Origin of the sequence: Pantoea sp. B566, assembly GCF_024793925.1 — a bacterium.
Lineage (GTDB): Bacteria > Pseudomonadota > Gammaproteobacteria > Enterobacterales > Enterobacteriaceae > Pantoea > Pantoea ananatis.
In genome coordinates, this window is sequence record NZ_JANUQL010000003.1 from 1,062,078 (window position 1) to 1,079,711 (window position 17,634).

At 57.3% G+C, this 17,634-nt stretch carries 13 protein-coding genes; 10 read left to right on the forward strand and 3 right to left on the reverse strand.

The annotated features are described in order from the left end of the window. Nucleotides 1-77 precede the first annotated feature (77 nt). From NYE92_RS06675 to yegQ, 7 genes are all read left to right on the forward strand, one after another. A complete protein-coding gene (locus NYE92_RS06675) occupies nt 78-1,310 on the forward strand; it encodes an MdtA/MuxA family multidrug efflux RND transporter periplasmic adaptor subunit (protein ID WP_013026394.1) in 1,233 nt (410 codons plus the stop codon). Continuing rightward, nucleotides 1,310-4,432, forward strand: coding sequence for an MdtB/MuxB family multidrug efflux RND transporter permease subunit (locus NYE92_RS06680; protein WP_029568992.1), 3,123 nt, complete (start codon nt 1,310-1,312; stop codon nt 4,430-4,432). The genes NYE92_RS06675 and NYE92_RS06680 overlap by 1 nt, the downstream gene beginning before the upstream one ends. Further along, nucleotides 4,429-7,506 carry a multidrug efflux RND transporter permease subunit MdtC gene (mdtC, locus tag NYE92_RS06685; protein ID WP_013026396.1) on the forward strand — a complete coding sequence of 1,026 codons (3,078 nt, stop codon included), beginning with the start codon at nt 4,429-4,431 and terminating at the stop codon, nt 7,504-7,506. The genes NYE92_RS06680 and mdtC overlap by 4 nt, the downstream gene beginning before the upstream one ends. 12 nt (nt 7,507-7,518) lie before the next feature. After that, entirely contained in the window at nt 7,519-8,919 is a 1,401-nt protein-coding gene (locus NYE92_RS06690; RefSeq protein WP_013026397.1) for an MFS transporter, read from the forward strand. Beyond that, on the forward strand, nt 8,916-10,304 hold the full coding sequence (gene baeS, locus NYE92_RS06695; RefSeq protein ID WP_014594091.1) for a two-component system sensor histidine kinase BaeS: 1,389 nt from the start codon (nt 8,916-8,918) through the stop codon (nt 10,302-10,304). The genes NYE92_RS06690 and baeS overlap by 4 nt, the downstream gene beginning before the upstream one ends. A 6-nt stretch (nt 10,305-10,310) precedes the next feature. Next, a complete protein-coding gene (baeR, locus tag NYE92_RS06700) occupies nt 10,311-11,018 on the forward strand; it encodes a two-component system response regulator BaeR (RefSeq protein ID WP_013026399.1) in 708 nt (235 codons plus the stop codon). Nucleotides 11,019-11,134: 116 nt separating this feature from the next. Next, nucleotides 11,135-12,511, forward strand: a complete 1,377-nt coding sequence (gene yegQ, locus NYE92_RS06705; RefSeq protein WP_029568993.1) for a tRNA 5-hydroxyuridine modification protein YegQ — start codon at nt 11,135-11,137, stop codon at nt 12,509-12,511. Between the two features lie 38 nt (nt 12,512-12,549). On the opposite strand, the gene NYE92_RS06710 is transcribed toward yegQ, so the two are convergent. Beyond that, complete coding sequence (locus NYE92_RS06710) at nt 12,550-12,681, reverse strand: hypothetical protein (protein WP_019106532.1); 132 nt, start codon at nt 12,679-12,681, stop codon at nt 12,550-12,552. A 60-nt stretch (nt 12,682-12,741) separates the two neighbouring features. On the opposite strand from NYE92_RS06710, the gene yegS reads away from it, so the two are divergent. From yegS to NYE92_RS06725, 3 genes are all read left to right on the forward strand, one after another. Beyond that, nucleotides 12,742-13,644: a lipid kinase YegS gene (gene yegS / locus NYE92_RS06715; RefSeq protein ID WP_029568994.1), complete on the forward strand. Its 903-nt coding sequence runs from the start codon at nt 12,742-12,744 to the stop codon at nt 13,642-13,644. Between the two features lie 156 nt (nt 13,645-13,800). Next, nucleotides 13,801-15,267, forward strand: coding sequence for a mannitol dehydrogenase family protein (locus tag NYE92_RS06720; protein WP_029568995.1), 1,467 nt, complete (start codon nt 13,801-13,803; stop codon nt 15,265-15,267). Between the two features lie 43 nt (nt 15,268-15,310). Further along, nucleotides 15,311-15,997, forward strand: coding sequence for a GntR family transcriptional regulator (locus NYE92_RS06725; protein WP_013026403.1), 687 nt, complete (start codon nt 15,311-15,313; stop codon nt 15,995-15,997). 34 nt (nt 15,998-16,031) lie between these two features. On the opposite strand, the gene thiD is transcribed toward NYE92_RS06725, so the two are convergent. Both thiD and thiM read right to left on the reverse strand, forming a co-directional pair. Beyond that, nucleotides 16,032-16,832: a bifunctional hydroxymethylpyrimidine kinase/phosphomethylpyrimidine kinase gene (gene thiD / locus NYE92_RS06730; protein ID WP_210449607.1), complete on the reverse strand. Its 801-nt coding sequence runs from the start codon at nt 16,830-16,832 to the stop codon at nt 16,032-16,034. Beyond that, nucleotides 16,819-17,619 carry a hydroxyethylthiazole kinase gene (gene thiM / locus NYE92_RS06735; protein ID WP_259018770.1) on the reverse strand — a complete coding sequence of 267 codons (801 nt, stop codon included), beginning with the start codon at nt 17,617-17,619 and terminating at the stop codon, nt 16,819-16,821. Before thiM ends, thiD begins: the two co-directional genes overlap by 14 nt. Between the last annotated feature and the right edge of the window lie 15 nt (nt 17,620-17,634).

Sequence of the window (17,634 nt, forward strand, 5' to 3'; positions counted from 1 at the left end):
CGACTACAATTCGTGGTTTGCAGGCTACCGTTTAAGCCCGCGCCCTGGAAAGACATGGCTGGAGAGCAACAACAACAATGAACAACCGATACCCTGTTATGAAAAAAGGTCTGATTGTGCTGGTGGTCATTGCCGTAGCCGCAGGCGGCTATTACTGGTGGAAACATCCGGCACAGCCCAGCAGCGACGGTGACCTGTCTGGTCAGTCAGCACATGGCAAAAGAGGCAATGGCGCGCACAAACCGCTGGCTCCCGTTCAGGCGGCCAGCGCGGTGACAGAAAGTGTGCCGCAATACCTTAACGGGTTAGGCACCGTGACGGCCGCCAATACCGTGACGGTCCGCAGCAGGGTTGATGGAAACCTGATGTCCATCCACTTCACGGAAGGTCAGCAGGTCAAAGCCGGGCAGTTGTTAGCGGAGATTGACCCGCGCCCCTATCAGGTTGCGCTCATGCAGGCGCAGGGCCAGTTGGCACGCGATCAGGCAACTCTGGCTAACGCACGCCGCGATTTAGCCCGTTATCAAAAACTGGCGAAAACGTCGCTGGTGTCTCAGCAGGATCTGGACACGCAGAACGCCCTGGTCAGTGAAACCCTGGGCACCATCAAAGCCGACGAAGGCAGTGTTGCCAGCGCCCAACTGAATCTGACTTACAGCCGCATCACCTCGCCGATTGATGGCCGTGTAGGCCTGAAGCAGGTTGATATTGGCAACTACATTACCAGCGGTGATACCAATGGCTTAGTGGTGATTACGCAAACGCACCCGGTGGACGTGGTGTTCAGCGTCGCTGAGAATAATATTAGTCAGATCATGCAGGCGCAGAAAAGTGGTGAACCCTTGCTGGTAGAAGCCTGGGATCGCAGCAATCAACATTTAATCACCCGCGGTAAGCTGCTCAGTCTGGATAACCAGATCGACGCCACGACCGGTACGATCAAAATCAAAGCGCGCTTTGATAATCAGGATGACCTGCTCTTCCCGAACCAGTTCGTCAACGCCCGGCTGAAGGTGAATACCTTGCAGGATGCAGTGGTTATTCCTGCCGCCGCGCTGCAAATGGGCAATGAAGGCCACTTTGTCTGGGTGATCAACAATGAAGACAAGGTCAGTAAGAAAAGCGTAACCGCCGGACTGCAGGACAGCCAAAAAGTAGTGATCAGCGCCGGACTCAACGCAGGCGACCGCGTCGTTACCGACGGGCTGGACCGCCTGACGGAAGGGGCAAAAGTCGAAGTGGTTGCCGCGCAGAGTCGCGCCACAAAAGAGACCCGTGCCAGCTTGCCGTCAAAAGGGGAATCTGAGTAATGCAGGTTATGCCTCCTGACCACAGCGGAGGGCCGTCACGCCAGTTTATCCTGCGTCCGGTCGCAACGACCTTACTGATGATCGCCATTCTTCTGGCTGGGATTTTGGGTTACCGCTTTTTGCCGGTCTCCGCCCTGCCGGAAGTGGACTATCCCACCATTCAGGTCGTTACCCTCTATCCCGGGGCCAGCCCGGATGTGGTGACCTCTTCGATTACCGCGCCCCTTGAACGTCAGTTCGGCCAGATGTCCGGACTCAAGCAGATGGCATCACAAAGTTCTGGCGGCGCCTCCATCGTTACTCTGCAGTTTCAGCTGACCCTGCCGCTCGACGTGGCAGAGCAGGAAGTGCAGGCGGCGATCAACTCCGCCAGCAACCTGCTGCCCAACGATCTGCCTAACCCGCCGGTTTACAGCAAAGTGAACCCGGCCGATCCGCCGATCATGACCCTGGCCGTCACCACCACCAGCATGCCGTTAACCCAGGTGCAGGATATGGTGGAAACGCGCGTGGCACAGAAAATATCCCAGGTCACGGGCGTTGGTCTGGTCACGCTGACGGGCGGTCAACGTCCCGCCGTGCGCGTGAAAATGAACACCCAGGCGCTGGCCGCTATGGGGCTGACCAGTGAAGCGGTACGTACGGCCATCACGAATGCTAACGTTAACTCCGCGAAAGGCAGCCTGGATGGCCCTACCCGCTCGGTCACCCTTTCCGCCAATGATCAGATGAAATCCGTGGAGGATTATCGCCAGCTGATCGTCAGTTATAAAAATGGCGCCCCGGTGCGGCTGGCCGACGTGGCGACCATCGATCAGGGCGCAGAAAACAGCTGGCTGGGGGCCTGGTCTAATCGTGAACCGGCTATCGTGCTGAATGTGCAGCGCCAACCCGGTGCCAACATTATCGCCACGGCCGATAACATTCGTGCCATGCTGCCGTCGCTGATTGCCAGCCTGCCTAAATCCGTAGACGTGAAGCTGGTGACAGACCGCACCACCAATATTCGCGCGTCGGTCATTGACACACAGCATGAACTGATGCTGGCGATGGGGCTGGTGGTGATGATCATCTACCTGTTTCTTCGCAACGTCCCTGCAACCATTATTCCGGCCGTGGCGGTGCCGCTGTCGCTGATCGGCACCTTCGCCGCGATGTACTTCCTGGGGTTTTCGATCAACAACCTGACGCTGATGGCGCTCACCATCGCCACAGGCTTTGTGGTGGATGATGCCATCGTCGTGATCGAGAACATCTCACGCTATATCGAGAAAGGCGAAAAACCCATGACCGCCGCCCTGAAGGGCGCCGGCGAAATCGGCTTTACCATTATCTCGCTGACCTTTTCACTGATTGCGGTATTGATCCCGTTACTGTTTATGGGCGATGTGATTGGTCGTCTGTTCCGGGAGTTTGCGGTCACGCTGGCGGTGGCGATTCTGATTTCGGCCGTGGTGTCGCTCACCCTGACGCCGATGATGTGTGCACGCATGCTCAGCGCCGAATCACTGCGCAGGCAGAACCGCTTTTCCCGCGCCAGCGAAGCGATGTTTGATCGTATCATCGCGGTTTACGGCCGGGGGCTGAGCCGGGTGCTCAATCATCCCTGGCTGACGCTGTCCGTGGCGCTGGGAACCCTGCTGCTTACCGTGCTGTTATGGATCGCCATTCCCAAAGGGTTTTTCCCGCAGCAGGACAACGGCATTATTCAGGGCACCCTGCAGGCCCCGCAGTCGGTGTCCTATGCCAGTATGGCGGAACGCACCCGCGACGTCGCCTCGGTGATTATGAAAGATCCGGCGGTGCAAAGTCTCACCTCGTTTGTGGGCGTGGACGGCACCAATCCATCCCTTAACAGTGCCCGGTTGCAGATAAACCTTAAACCGCTGGATGCGCGCAGCGAACGTATTCCTGAGATTCAGCAACGCCTGCAACAGCAAGTCAACAAAATCCCCGGCGTGACGTTATGGCTGCAGGCGGTTCAGGATTTGACAATCGATACCCAGGCCAGCCGAACGCCCTATCAGTTCACGCTGCAGTCCGGGTCGCTGGACTCACTCAGCACCTGGGTGCCTGCGCTGGTAAGTGCCTTGCAGAAACTGCCCGCGCTGCGCGATGTCAGCAGCGACTGGCAGGATCAGGGCCTGGAAGCCTATATCAAGGTCGATCGCGACAGCGCCAGCCGGTTGGGCATAAGCATGGCAGATGTGGACAATGCGCTCTACGACGCCTTTGGTCAGCGGCTGATCTCCACCATTTATACCCAGGCAAATCAGTACCGCGTGGTGCTGGAACAGGACAACAGCGCGATCCAGGGCCTGCCAAGTCTGGATGGCATTCGCCTGACCAGTACCGATGGCGGCAGCGTTCCCCTTAATGCTATCGCCAGTATTGAGCAGCGCCATGCGCCCTTAACGATCAACCACCTGAGCCAGTTTCCGTCTGCCACTTTCTCGTTTGATGTGGCAAAAGGCTACTCTCTGGAAGACGCAACAAAAGCCATCATCCAGGCCGAGGAACAGCTTGGCATGCCGTCAGAGGTGATGACCCAGTTCCAGGGCAGCACGCTGGCCTTTGAGGCCGCATTGACCAGCACGGTATGGCTGATTGTGGCGGCGGTCGTGGCGATGTACATCGTCCTGGGCGTCCTGTATGAGAGTTTTATCCATCCCATTACCATTCTTTCAACGCTACCTACTGCGGGCGTAGGTGCGCTGCTGGCCCTGATGATAAGCGGTAACGAGCTGGATATTGTGGCGATCATCGGCATCATTTTGCTGATTGGTATCGTGAAAAAGAACGCCATCATGATGATTGACTTCGCCCTGGCCGCCGAGCGGGAACAGGGCATGAAGCCCTATGACGCCATTTACCAGGCCTGTTTGCTGCGCTTCCGCCCCATTCTGATGACCACCCTGGCGGCGCTGCTGGGGGCGTTACCGCTAATGCTCAGCACCGGCGTTGGCGCAGAATTACGGCAACCGCTGGGGATTGCCATGGTCGGCGGCCTGATACTGAGCCAGGTTCTGACCCTGTTTACCACACCGGTGATTTATCTGCTGTTTGACCGTCTGGCGCACAATCTGCGTCGCCGCATCGGTCACACGGAGGAACCGTCGTGAAGTTCTTTGCGCTGTTCATCCATCGGCCGGTAGCCACCACGCTGCTCACGCTGGCGATTGCGCTGGCGGGGATACTGGGGTTCCGCCTGCTGCCGGTCGCGCCGCTGCCGCAGGTGGATTTTCCGGTCATAATGGTGTCGGCTTCTCTGCCCGGAGCCTCGCCGGAAACCATGGCCTCCTCGGTTGCCACGCCGCTGGAGCGCTCGCTGGGCCGCATCGCGGGCGTGAGTGAGATGACCTCCACCAGCTCCCTGGGATCGACCCGCATCATTATGGTTTTCGATTTCGATCGTGACATCAACGGCGCGGCGCGGGATGTGCAGGCGGCGATCAATGCCGCGCAGAGTCTGCTTCCCACGGGAATGCCTTCGCGCCCGACCTACCGCAAAGCGAACCCGTCTGATGCACCGATCATGATCATGACGCTGACCTCAGATCTGTACAGCCCGGCTCAGCTTTACGATTACGCGTCCACACAGCTGGCGCAGAAGCTGTCGCAGATTAACGGCGTGGGCGATGTGACCGTGGGCGGCAGCTCTTTGCCCGCGGTGCGCGTGGCGTTGAATCCGCAGGCGCTGTTTAACCAGGGCGTTTCGCTGGATGCAGTACGGCAGACGATTTCCAACGCCAACCAGCGCCGCCCTCAGGGCGCGGTGGAAGACGGCCAGCAGCGCTGGCAGCTGCGCACTAACGATGCGCTACAAACTGCCAGTGAATATCAGCCGCTGGTGGTGCACTACAACAACGGCGCGGCGGTGCGCCTGTCGGATGTTGCGACGGTGCAGGATTCAGTCCAGGACGTGCGCAACGCCGGGATGTCGCGCGGTAAACCGGCAGTGTTACTGGTGATACGAAAAACCGCCGATGCGAACGTGATTGAAACGGTGGATCGCATTCGTGCCGAACTGCCCGAACTGCACGAGATCATTCCGGCTGCCATCAACCTTGAGGTGGCTCAGGACCGCTCCCCTACCATCCGCGCCTCTCTTGAGGAAGTGGAGCAGTCGCTGATGATTGCCGTTGCGTTGGTCATTCTGGTGGTGTTCGTGTTTTTACGCTCCGGCCGCGCCACGCTGATCCCCGCCGTTGCCGTGCCGGTATCCCTGATCGGCACCTTCGCCGCAATGTATTTGTGCGGCTTTAGCCTGAATAACCTGTCGCTGATGGCCCTGACGATCGCCACGGGTTTTGTGGTGGATGATGCGATTGTGGTGCTGGAAAACATCGCCCGCCATGTGGAAGCCGGGATGAAACCGATGGCGGCCGCACTGAAAGGGGTGCGTGAAGTCGGCTTTACCGTGCTGTCGATGAGCCTCTCCTTAATCGCGGTCTTCCTGCCGCTGCTCATGACAGGCGGATTGATTGGTCGCTTTTTTGCCGAATTCTCAATCACCCTGTCGGTCGCCATTCTGATTTCCCTGTTTGTCTCGGTCACGCTCACGCCAATGATGTGTGCTTATCTGCTCAAACCCCACGCGCCGCGCAGTCAACCGCAGCGACGGGGCGTTGGACGGCTGCTGCTGGCGGTTCAGCGCGGTTATGCCCGCTCGCTGACCGTTGTGCTCAATCATGCCCGCTGGGTGCTGCTCCTGCTGGTGGGCACCGTGGCTCTGACGGTATGGCTGTTTATCAGTATTCCCAAAACCTTCCTGCCCGAGCAGGACACCGGCCGCCTGTCTGGCTTTATTTCGGCTGACCAAAGTATTTCGTTCCAGGCGATGCGCGGCAAGCTGGAAGATTTCATGAAAATTGTTGGCGCCGATCCGGACGTTTCCAGCGTGGTAGGCTTTACCGGCGGCATGCGCACCAACATGGGGTTGATGTTTATTTCTCTGAAACCCCTGTCTGAACGGAAAGACACGGCGCAGGCGGTGATTGCCCGCCTGCGTGCCAAACTGGCGAACGAACCCGGTGCCAATCTGTATCTTAATGCGGTGCAGGATATCCGGGTGGGCGGTCGCGAAGCCAATGCCAGCTATCAGTACTCGCTGCTGTCAGACGACCTTGCTGCGCTGCGCACCTGGGAACCTAAAATCCGTCAGGCCTTTACTGCCCTGCCGGAACTGGCTGACGTCAACTCCGACCAACAGGATAAGGGCAGTGAAATGGCCCTGACCTATGACCGCGCCAGCATGGCCCGGCTGGGGATCAACGTTTCAGAAGCCAACGCCCTGTTAAATGATGCCTTTGGGCAGCGGCAGATTTCCACTATTTATCAGCCGCTGAACCAGTACAAGGTCGTCATGGAAGTGGATCCCCGTTACACCCAGGACATTAGCGCCCTGAATCAGATGTTTGTGATCAACAGCGAGGGCAAACCGATTCCGCTCGCCTGGTTCGCCAAATGGCAACCGGCTAACGCACCTTTGTCGGTCAACCACGAGGGGCTGTCAGCCGCATCGACCATTTCCTTTAACCTGCCAGAAGGCGTGTCGCTGTCGCAGGCGTCGGAGGCCATTGAGCGCACCATGACCGCACTGGGCGTACCCTCCAGCGTGCGTGGCAGCTTCGCTGGTACCGCGCAGGCTTTCCAGCAGTCACAGAGCAGCCAGCTGTGGCTGATGCTGGCCGCCATTGCGGCGGTCTACATTGTGCTGGGCATTCTTTATGAAAGCTATGTGCACCCGTTAACCATTCTTTCCACGCTGCCTTCGGCGGGCGTCGGTGCGCTGCTGGCGCTGGCGCTGTTTGATACGCCGTTCAGCCTGATTGCCCTGATCGGTATTCTGTTATTAATCGGGATCGTGAAAAAGAACGCCATCATGATGGTGGACTTTGCTCTTGAGGCAGAGCGCAACGGTAACCTGAGTCCGCGCGATGCCATTTTTCAGGCCTGCCTGCTGCGTTTTCGCCCTATTTTAATGACTACCCTAGCAGCGTTGTTTGGCGCACTCCCGCTGGTGCTGACCAGCGGAGATGGCGCGGAACTGCGCCAGCCGTTAGGCATTACCATTGCGGGTGGCCTGATCATGAGTCAGTTGCTCACCCTGTATACCACGCCGGTGGTGTACTTAATGATGGATAAACTGCGCCGTAAAAAGCGCACCCAGACGATCAATGCCACTCAGCATTAAGGGGTCACTATCATGCAGAGCGTAACTGTCCGCTGGCAGTTATGGATTGTCGCCTTTGGCTTCTTTATGCAGGCGCTGGATACCACGATCGTCAACACGGCGATCCCGTCAATGGCTCAGGATCTGGGCGTGAGCCCGCTGCATATGCATTCCGTCATTGTCGCGTATGTGTTAACGGTGGCGGTGACGCTGCCGCTGAGCGGCTGGCTGGCCGATCGGTTTGGCGTCAGAAATATCTTCTTTAGCGCCATCGTTCTGTTTAGCCTGGGGTCGCTGATGTGCGGGTTATCGAACACGCTGGATCAGCTGCTCGTCGCGCGGGTACTGCAGGGCATCGGCGGCGCCATGATGGTGCCGGTGGGTCGCCTGACGGTGATGCGCATTGTGCCGCGCGATCAATATATGTCTGCAATGACATTCGTCACCCTGCCCGGCCAGGTGGGTCCGCTACTGGGTCCGGCGCTTGGCGGAGTGCTGGTGGAATATGCCAGCTGGCACTGGATTTTCCTGATTAACATCCCGGTTGGTGTGATCGGCGCCATCGCCACCTTAAAGCTGTTACCCAACTACGCCATGCCGCCACGACGCTTCGATTTTCTGGGTTTTATCCTGCTGGCAGTCGGTATGGCAACCCTGACGCTGGCCCTTGATGGTCAGCGCAGCAGCGGCGGCTCTGCGTTGTTGCTGGCGGCGATGATTCTGACAGGAATGGGGTCACTGCTGTTTTACCTGTTACATGCGCGCCATAACGACGATGCGCTGTTTAGCCTGAAGCTGTTTGATAATCGGGTGTTCTCTATTGGCTTACTCGGTAGCCTGGCGGGCCGCATCGGCAGCGGAATGTTGCCGTTTATGACGCCGCTTTTTTTACAGATCGGCATGGGTTTCAGCCCGTTTCATGCCGGTTTGATGATGATTGCGATGGTGCTGGGGAATATGGGCATGAAACGCATCGTGGTCCGTATCGTTAACCTGTTTGGCTACCGCAACGTGCTGGTGGGATCGACGGTGGGCCTGGCGCTGGTGGTCTTACTGTTTCCGCTGGTGGCGATGCTGGGCTGGACGGCCATGTTGCCGCTGGTGTTGTTTCTGCAGGGCATGGTGAATGCCATTCGCTTCTCCTCAATGAATACGCTGACGCTAAAGGAGCTGCCGGACGAACTGGCCTCCAGCGGCAACAGTCTGTTATCCATGATCATGCAGCTATCCATGAGTATCGGCGTTACCGTTGCGGGCCTGCTGCTGGGCGCCTTCGGCCAGTCGGCGCTGGGGCACCACGGGCTAAGCCATCAGGCCTTTATCTACGTTTATCTCTGTATGGCCCTGATTATTATTCTGCCTGCGTTGGTGTTCTGGCGCGTTCCGAAAGAAGAGAGTAAAAGCGTCGATCTGCGGCGCCGGAGAAGTGAATGAGATCGTTTCTGCGCGTTGGCATTGGTGCCAAGCTGTTTATGGCTATTTTCTCCACCTGCATGCTGGTGCTGATCACCATGCACTGGGGCGTCAGGCTGAGTTTTGAGCATGGCTTCGTCGACTACATTAAACGTGGTAACGAACAGCGACTGAATTTGCTGGGTGCAGCGCTGGCCGATCAGTACGAGCAGCATGGCAACTGGGACTTTCTGCGTAATAATGACCGACTGATTTTTACCATGCTGCGATCGCTGGAACAAAATCCCGACAGCAGTAATCAGCTTCCGCCGCACGGCTGGCGAACCCAGTTCTGGGTGCTCGATCAGCAGTACAAAGTGATGGTAGGCCCACGTTCACAGGTGCCGCCAGAAGGTATACGTCATAACATCACCACCAGCAACGGCAAAATCGTGGGCTGGATAATCAGCTCCCCGCCTGAACGCCTGACGCGCAGTACCGATATTAATTTTGATCAGCAACAGCGACGAACCAGTTGGTATATCGTTGGCCTCTCTACCCTGCTTGCCGCGCTGGTGACCTGGCTGATGGCTCGGGGCCTACTGGCGCCGGTCAAAAGGCTGGTGGACGGCACGCATCATCTTGCCGAAGGGAATTTAGCCACCCGGGTTGAGGTCAGCAGTCAGGATGAGCTGGGTCAGTTGGCCCATGACTTTAACCTGTTAGCCCGTTCGCTGGAAAAAAATGAAAGTATGCGCCGGGCATTTATGGCCGATATCTCCCATGAGTTACGCACGCCGCTGGCTATTTTACGCGGTGAACTGGAAGCCATGCAGGATGGCGTTCGTAAGCTGACGCCCGACGCCATTACCTCATTGCAAAGTGAGGTTGCCCTGTTAACCAAGCTGGTTGACGATTTACATCAGCTTTCTCTTTCTGACGTCGGCGCGCTGGCCTACCGCAAGCAGGCGACGGATCTGGTGCAGCTTATTGAGGTCAGCGCAGGCAACTTTACTGAGCGCTACCGGGCTCATGAGTTAACGCTGCATCTGGACATGCCTGAAGAAGCCCCTTTCTTTGGCGATCCCGATCGCCTGATGCAGTTGTTTATCAACCTGCTGGAAAACAGCCTGCGTTACACCGATGCCGGTGGCGAGGTCCGGGTACGTCTTTGGTATGACGCGCCCGACTGGCGAGTCATCATTGAAGACAGCGCACCCGGGGTGGATGGCGAGCAGCAGGCCAAAATTTTTGAGCGTTTTTTCCGTACCGAAGGTTCACGCAATCGCGCCAGCGGCGGCTCGGGGCTGGGCCTGGCTATCTGTAAAAACATCGTTGATGCGCATGGCGGCACGATAACCGCGACGCACGCTGATTTAGGTGGACTGAAAATCGCGCTACAATTGCGTTATGTTCCTCCCGTTTAGAAGACTATGAATCAGGAAAACGCATATCCGCTGATCCTTGTGGTTGAAGATGAACCCAAGCTGGCACAACTGATGATTGATTATTTACAGGCATCTAACTACCGGACTCATCACCTGGCGCACGGCAATGAAGTACTGGATTATGTTAACCAGACGCCGCCCGATCTTATCCTGCTGGATTTGATGCTGCCAGGTAAAGACGGGCTGACGCTGTGCCGTGAAATCCGGCGCGACTCTGAACTGCCGATTATTATGGTGACCGCGCGTACGGAAGAGATCGATCGCCTGCTCGGCCTTGAAATTGGCGCAGACGACTATGTCTGTAAGCCGTTCAGCCCGCGGGAAGTGGTTGCGCGCGTCAAAACCATTTTGCGTCGCGTCAAACGCTCGCCAGAAGACGCGCCGGTCGCATCGCTGCTGAAAGTGCACGAAAGCCGCTTTCAGGCCAGCTGGCGCGATGAGCCGCTCGATTTAACCCCCGCTGAATTTCGTTTGTTAAAAACGCTGTCCCTTGAGCCGGGGAAAGTCTTTTCCCGTGAGCAACTGTTAAACCATCTTTATGATGATTATCGCGTGGTCACCGACCGCACCATCGACAGCCATATCAAGAACCTGCGCAGAAAGCTGGAAAATCTGGACAGCGAGCAGCCTTTCATCCGCGCCGTGTACGGCATGGGCTATCGCTGGGAAGCCGATATCTGTCATTTGATTTAGATTGATTCAGATCAATTTACTTCCTTTTTCTCACTGCCTACAATTCCGCATCTTTTGCAGGGTTTAGCCCTGCACGTGCCGTCCAGGCGGCATGCTGACCTGATATCAGTGAGTTCATCATGAAACCAGAATTGCTTTCTCCAGCCGGGACGCTGAAGAATATGCGTTACGCCTTTGCCTACGGCGCGGACGCCGTGTATGCCGGCCAGCCGCGCTACAGCCTGCGCGTGCGTAACAACGAATTCAGCCATGAAAACCTGGCGAAGGGCATTAATGAAGCCCATGAACTGGGTAAAAAGTTTTACGTCGTTGTGAATATTGCCCCGCATAACGCCAAGCTGAAAACCTTTATCCGCGACTTAAAGCCGGTGATTGAGATGCAGCCGGACGCGTTGATTATGTCCGATCCCGGATTAATCATGCTGGTGCGTGAGGCGTTTCCGTCCATGCCCATTCACTTATCCGTTCAGGCCAATGCCGTTAACTGGGCAACGGTGAAGTTCTGGCAGCAGATGGGGCTAAGTCGGGTGATTTTGTCACGTGAACTGTCACTGGAAGAGATCGCCGAGATTCGCCAGCAGGTGCCTGAAATGGAGCTGGAAGTGTTCGTACACGGTGCGCTGTGTATGGCCTATTCCGGGCGCTGCCTGCTTTCCGGTTACATGAATAAGCGCGATCCTAACCAGGGAACCTGCACCAATGCCTGCCGCTGGGAATACCAGTTGCAGGAGGCCAGGCAGGATGAGGTGGGGAATATTGTTGAAATCCATCAGCCGGTTACCGTGCAGGACGTCACGCCAACCCTGGGCATCGGCCAACCCAGCGACAAGGTATTTCTGCTGGAAGAGAAGATGAAACCCGGTGAGATGATGAGTGCCTTTGAGGATGAGCACGGCACCTACATTATGAATTCGAAAGACTTGCGTGCCGTGGCGCATGTTGAACGGCTCAGCCAGATGGGCGTTCACTCATTAAAAATTGAAGGCCGGACCAAATCCTACTATTACTGCGCTCGCACCGCTCAGGTCTATCGCAAAGCCATTGACGATGCCGCCGAGGGCAAACCCTTTAATCCCGCTCTGCTGGAAACGCTGGAGGGCCTGGCGCATCGCGGCTACACCGAAGGCTTTTTACGCCGTCATACCCATGACAGCTACCAGAATTACCAGAACGGCTATTCCATCTCGGAACGTCAGCAGTTTGTCGGCGAATTCAGCGGCGAGCTGCGTGATGGCTGGGCGGAAGTGGTGGTGAAAAATAAATTTGCCCTGCACGACAGCCTGGAGATCATGACGCCCGCCGGCAACCTGATTTGTACGCTGGATGCCCTGCAAAACAGCCGGGGCGAGCCGACGGAGGTGGCGCCGGGAGACGGACATCGCGTCTGGATGAAGGTGCCGCCTGATGTTGACCTGCAATTTGCGTTGCTGCTGCGCAACTTTACTGCGGGTCAGGATACACGCGATCCGCACGCCACGTGCGTGCCAGCTTGACACATTTTGACAAAAGCAAGAGTAGGATCACAGACGGCTTAATTTTGCTGTTCTATAGTGCTGCCTGCTACCAATGAGTAACAATTATCAGCAGCTGTAACTGGATCCACCTCATTCACCCGCCCGGCTCCCCCGTGCGGGTTTTCTTTTTTCTCCTTTTCGCCAATCATTTTTCTTCTCCGGCTATGCTATAACCACTCACTACGCTTTAGATCTCCAAGGAACAGATAATGGACAAACAATCGCTTACGCTGCTGATCCTGAACGGTAAAGGCGCAGGCAATGATGATCTACGTGAAGCGGTCACTAAGCTGCGCGATGAGGGCTACAACATTGCCGTGCGCGTGACGTATGAAAAAGGCGACGGCGAGCGCTACGTCGAAGAAGCCCTGGAATTACAGGCTGAAACCGTGGTGGCAGGCGGCGGCGATGGCACCGTCAATGAAATCGCCACCGCCCTGGCGTCCGTCAACGTCGCCGACCGTCCTGTCTTAGGCATTATTCCCCTGGGGACGGCCAACGATTTTGCGACCAGCGTCGGCATTCCTGAAGAAATCGAGCCTGCGCTGCGTCTGGCGATTCAGGGCAAAGGCTACGATATCGACCTGGCCCGGGTGAATCAGCATCACTACTTTATCAACATGGCGACCGGCGGCTTCGGTACACGTATTACCACTGAAACGCCGGAAAAACTCAAATCAGCCCTGGGTGGCGTCTCCTACTTCATTCACGGGCTGATGCGCATGGACACGCTCAAGCCCGACAGCTGTGAAATCACCGGACCTGATTTTAGCTGGCAGGGCGATGCGCTGGTCATTGGCATTGGTAACGGCCGTCAGGCTGGCGGCGGTCAACGTTTGTGTCCCGCTGCGTTGATCAACGACGGCCTGCTCGACATCAGCGTGGTCACCGCGCAGGAGTTACTGCCTACCCTGCTGCACTCACTGACCGGCGGCGATGAGGACAATCCCAGCATTATTTCCACCCGTCTATCGTCCCTGACGATCCGCTCATCGCATGAGATGACGTTTAATCTGGATGGCGAACCGCTGTCCGGACAGGAGTTTACGATTGATGTTATGCCAGGTGCGCTAAGCTGTCGCCTGCCACCGCAGTGCGCGTTGCTGAGCTAAGTTAACCGGGAGTGAAGACTCCCGGCTTAGATGTAAACAGTTCGTGATTGCATTCACAATTTCGTCACGCCAACTTGTATGGTAGTCGCGGGGCGCGTAATTTTTCATCCTTACCGCCGGAATGGCCTGTCGCTCCCTCCGCCACAAGGATGCATGATGCTGCAAATTGACCACCTTCCCGCTGATGTTAAGCGCCCCGCCTACGACCGTAGCCAGCTTAAAACCCGAATGATACACATCGGGTTTGGTGCCTTTCATCGCGCCCATCAGGCGTTATGTAGCGATAAGCTGGCTGAGCTGGGCAGCGACTGGGGTTACTGCGAGGTGAATTTGAACAGCGGCGCTCTTATTCAGGCGCTGCGGGAACAGGACCTGCTCTACACGCTGACAGAGAAGAGCGACGATGCTGTAGAAACCCGCGTAATCGGCATTATCACGTCCGCATTGCATGGCAAAACGGACGGTATCGAGGCCGTCATTGAGGCGCTGTGTCAGCCTGACGTGGCGATTGTATCAATGACCGTGACAGAGAAAGGCTACTGTTATCTGCCCGCCAGCGGCGACCTTGACGTTCAGCACGCGGATATTCAGCACGATCTGGCGCAGCCGGACCAGCCGCACTCTCTGCCGGGTCTGATTGTCGCGGCAATCCGCCGCCGCCGTGAACGGGGAGTCGCGCCATTTAGCGTGATGTCCTGCGACAATATGCCAGAAAACGGCCGCGTAACCCGTAATGTCGTGATGCAGCTGGCCCGGCACTACGATGCCTCCCTGGCTGACTATATCCAACAGAACCTCACCTTTCCCTCCACCATGGTGGATCGTATCGTGCCCGCCATGAATGACGCGGCATTTGACGCCCTGCAACAGCGCATCGGTTCACGGGATCCGGTCGCCGTTGAAGCTGAACCTTTTTTCCAGTGGGTGATCGAGGACCATTTTGTCAGCGGCCGACCGGACTGGGATAAAGCGGGCGCTCAACTGGTGCAGGATGTTCTGCCGTTTGAGCAGATGAAGTTGCGCATGCTCAATGGCAGCCATTCGTTTTTAGCTTACCTTGGCTATCTTGCCGGTTACGAACACATCAGCGACTGTATGGCTGATGACGCGTTTCGCGCAGCGGCACGGGCGCTGATGGTCAATGAGCAGGCACCTACGCTGACCATTCAGGATGTCGATTTATCCGCCTATGCCGATGCGCTTATCGCCCGCTTTGCCAATCGGGCGATTAAGCATCGGACTTATCAGATTGCGACCGACGGGACCCAGAAGCTGCCCCAGCGCTTTCTCGACAGCCTGCGTTGGCATCTGGACCACGGCACGCCGTGTCCCTTGCTGCTGCTGGGCATCGCGGCCTGGATGCGCTATGTCAGCGCAGTGGACGAAAAAGGCGAGCCCATCGAGATCCGCGATCCGCTGAACGCACAACTGGCCACTTGCGTAGCGGAAAGTGATGACGGTGAAGCTCGCGTGCGGGCGTTACTCAACATCAGCAGGGTATTTGGCGACGATCTTGCTAAAAACGATGCGCTGGTGAAACAACTTACCGCCTGTTACCTGCAGCTTGCCGCTCAGGGAGCCCGTGCCAGCGTCCAGCAGGCCATTGCCGGTCCTGAGGTCTGATGTGATCGCCTGATGCCAGGCCGAAGATAAAACGGACAGCGATATGACACTTTCTTACACCATTACCACCAGCGAACCGGTGAATCAGCAGGTTTACCGCTATCTGCGCCGCGATATCGTGACGTGCGTAATTCAGCCGGGCGCACTGCTCTCGGAAAAAGAGGTTTCCGCCCGGTTCAACCTCTCACGTCAGCCGGTGCGGGAAGCCTTTATCAAGCTCGCGGAAGCCGGTCTGGTTCAGATCCTGCCGCAGCGCGGCACCTTTGTGCGCAGGATCTCGGCTAAACGGGTCGAAGATGGTCGTTTCATTCGTGAGGCCGTGGAGATTGCCGTGGTCCGTCGCGCTGCTGAGGAAATCGCAGAGTCAGGGCTGATGGCGCTGGAGCATAACCTGCAGTTGCAACGCATCACCGCTGCCCGTGGCGATAGCCAGATGTTCTTAAGCCTGGACGATGAGTTTCATCGCCTCATCGCTGAGAGCATCGGCTGTCCACTGGCGTGGGAAACGGTTGAAAACATCAAAGCCACCATGGACCGGGTACGCTATTTAACCCTGAATGACGTTGCACCCGCCGAAACCCTGATAGAACAGCATGATGCTATTTTTGCGGCGCTGAAGGCAAACGATCCCGGCAAGGCTGAGGCGGCGTTGCGCCATCATTTGCAGGCCATGATGTTTTCGATCACCCCAGTCATCAAGCAAAACAGCGCCTGGTTTGAAGAGGATTAACGCCTTGCCAGTCTGCAAGGCGAATCACGATGGGCTACCACCACTGATGGAAATGGTGCACCGGCCCAATCCCGTTGCCCACTTCCAGCGAATCTGCCGCCAGTAATGCCTGCTGCAGCCAGGCTTTCGCTTCACTGATCGTCGCTTCCCAGCTGTCATGCCGGGGACGTAAGGCCGCGAGCGCGGCGGACAGCGTACAGCCAGTGCCGTGCGTATGACGCGTGTTTACCCGCACGCTGCTAAAGCGCTGACGCCCTGCCCGGGTTAGCAGCCAGTCCGGGCTTTCATCACCATCGAGATGACCGCCTTTCATCAGCACTGCCTGGCAACCCAGCGCCAGTAGCGCTTCGCCCTGGGTGAGCATCTCATCTTCCTTGAGGGCAACCTGGCATCCCAGCAGTGCAGCGGCTTCGGGCAGGTTTGGCGTAATCAATGACACCTGTGGCAATAAACGATCTCGCACACAGGCAATCGCATCCGGATTCAGCAGGGCATCGCCGCTTTTAGCCACCATCACCGTATCCAGCACCACAAAGGGAATTTCCCGCTGCTGCAGGCCATGGGCCACCCGCTCGACAATTTCTGTTTCAGACAGCATGCCAATCTTCGCACTGTCGATGCGCACATCATCCAGCACCGAGTCCAACTGGGCGGTCACAAACTCTGGCGCAACACGGTATACCGACTGCACGCCGCAGGTATTCTGCGCCACCAGCGCCGTGATCACACTGGTACCGTACGCGCCAAGTGCAGAGAAGGTTTTCAGATCGGCCTGGATACCGGCCCCGCCGCTGGGATCGGTCCCCGCAATCGTCAGGGCATTAATGCGTTTCATCAGGTGCCTCCAGCGTCCAGAGTGCATCCAGGAAAGCAGGCGCAAAGCTACCCGGTCCATCTGCATCCTGCGCGGCCTTTTCTCCAGCCAGCGCCATCACCCGACAGGCGCAGGCGATGTTGATCAGTCGGTCACCTGGCAAACAGGCAAAGGCCGCAACCACCGCTGAAAGCGCACAGCCGGTGCCGACCACCCGCGTCATTAACGGCGAGCCGCCCGTAATCGCCCAGGTTCGCTGTCCATCGGTGACATAGTCTACTTCGCCGGTTACGACGACACAGGTATCAAAAGCTTTTGCCAGCTGTTGGGCAGCCTGCAGCGCGGCTTCGGCCGAATGCAGGCTGTCAACACCGCGTCCGCCTTCTGCCTGCTGCGCCAGTGCCAGAATCTCTGAGGCATTGCCGCGAACCACTGCAGGCGACTGCGCGAGTAGCTGCTTGCAAAACGCGGTGCGCAGCGTCAGCGCGCCGACCGCCACCGGATCCAGTGTCCATGGCGTGCCCGCCTGGTTTGCTGCAAGCACCGCAGCCTGCATCGCTTGCTTACGATCGTGGGTTAGCGTACCGACATTGATAAGCAGCGCATCGGCAAGCGCGCTAAACTGCGCCGCTTCTTCAGCGTCGATGACCATGGCCGGAGAGGCATTAAGGGCGAGTAAAACGTTAGCCGTTAGCGTTTGCACCACATCGTTGGTCATACAGTGCACCAGCGGTGACTGAAGGCGAAACTGTTGCAGAATGGGCGCGCATTGCGCATCAGAAAGGTGTTGCGGTTGATGTGTCATCATAACTCCCAACCGGCG

Bases quoted from the DNA above. Each gene is read 5' to 3' on its own strand.
- NYE92_RS06680 (WP_029568992.1), top strand. From the start codon at position 1,310: ATGCAGGTTATGCCTCCTGACCACAGCGGAGGGCCGTCACGCCAGTTT.
- NYE92_RS06720 (WP_029568995.1), top strand. From the start codon at position 13,801: ATGCTGCAAATTGACCACCTTCCCGCTGATGTTAAGCGCCCCGCCTAC.
- NYE92_RS06690 (WP_013026397.1), top strand. From the start codon at position 7,519: ATGCAGAGCGTAACTGTCCGCTGGCAGTTATGGATTGTCGCCTTTGGC.
- NYE92_RS06725 (WP_013026403.1), top strand. From the start codon at position 15,311: ATGACACTTTCTTACACCATTACCACCAGCGAACCGGTGAATCAGCAG.
- NYE92_RS06675 (WP_013026394.1), top strand. From the start codon at position 78: ATGAACAACCGATACCCTGTTATGAAAAAAGGTCTGATTGTGCTGGTG.
- yegS (WP_029568994.1), top strand. From the start codon at position 12,742: ATGGACAAACAATCGCTTACGCTGCTGATCCTGAACGGTAAAGGCGCA.
- baeS (WP_014594091.1), top strand. From the start codon at position 8,916: ATGAGATCGTTTCTGCGCGTTGGCATTGGTGCCAAGCTGTTTATGGCT.
- baeR (WP_013026399.1), top strand. From the start codon at position 10,311: ATGAATCAGGAAAACGCATATCCGCTGATCCTTGTGGTTGAAGATGAA.
- thiD (WP_210449607.1), bottom strand. From the start codon at position 16,832: ATGAAACGCATTAATGCCCTGACGATTGCGGGGACCGATCCCAGCGGC.
- NYE92_RS06710 (WP_019106532.1), bottom strand. From the start codon at position 12,681: ATGATTGGCGAAAAGGAGAAAAAAGAAAACCCGCACGGGGGAGCCGGG.
- thiM (WP_259018770.1), bottom strand. From the start codon at position 17,619: ATGATGACACATCAACCGCAACACCTTTCTGATGCGCAATGCGCGCCC.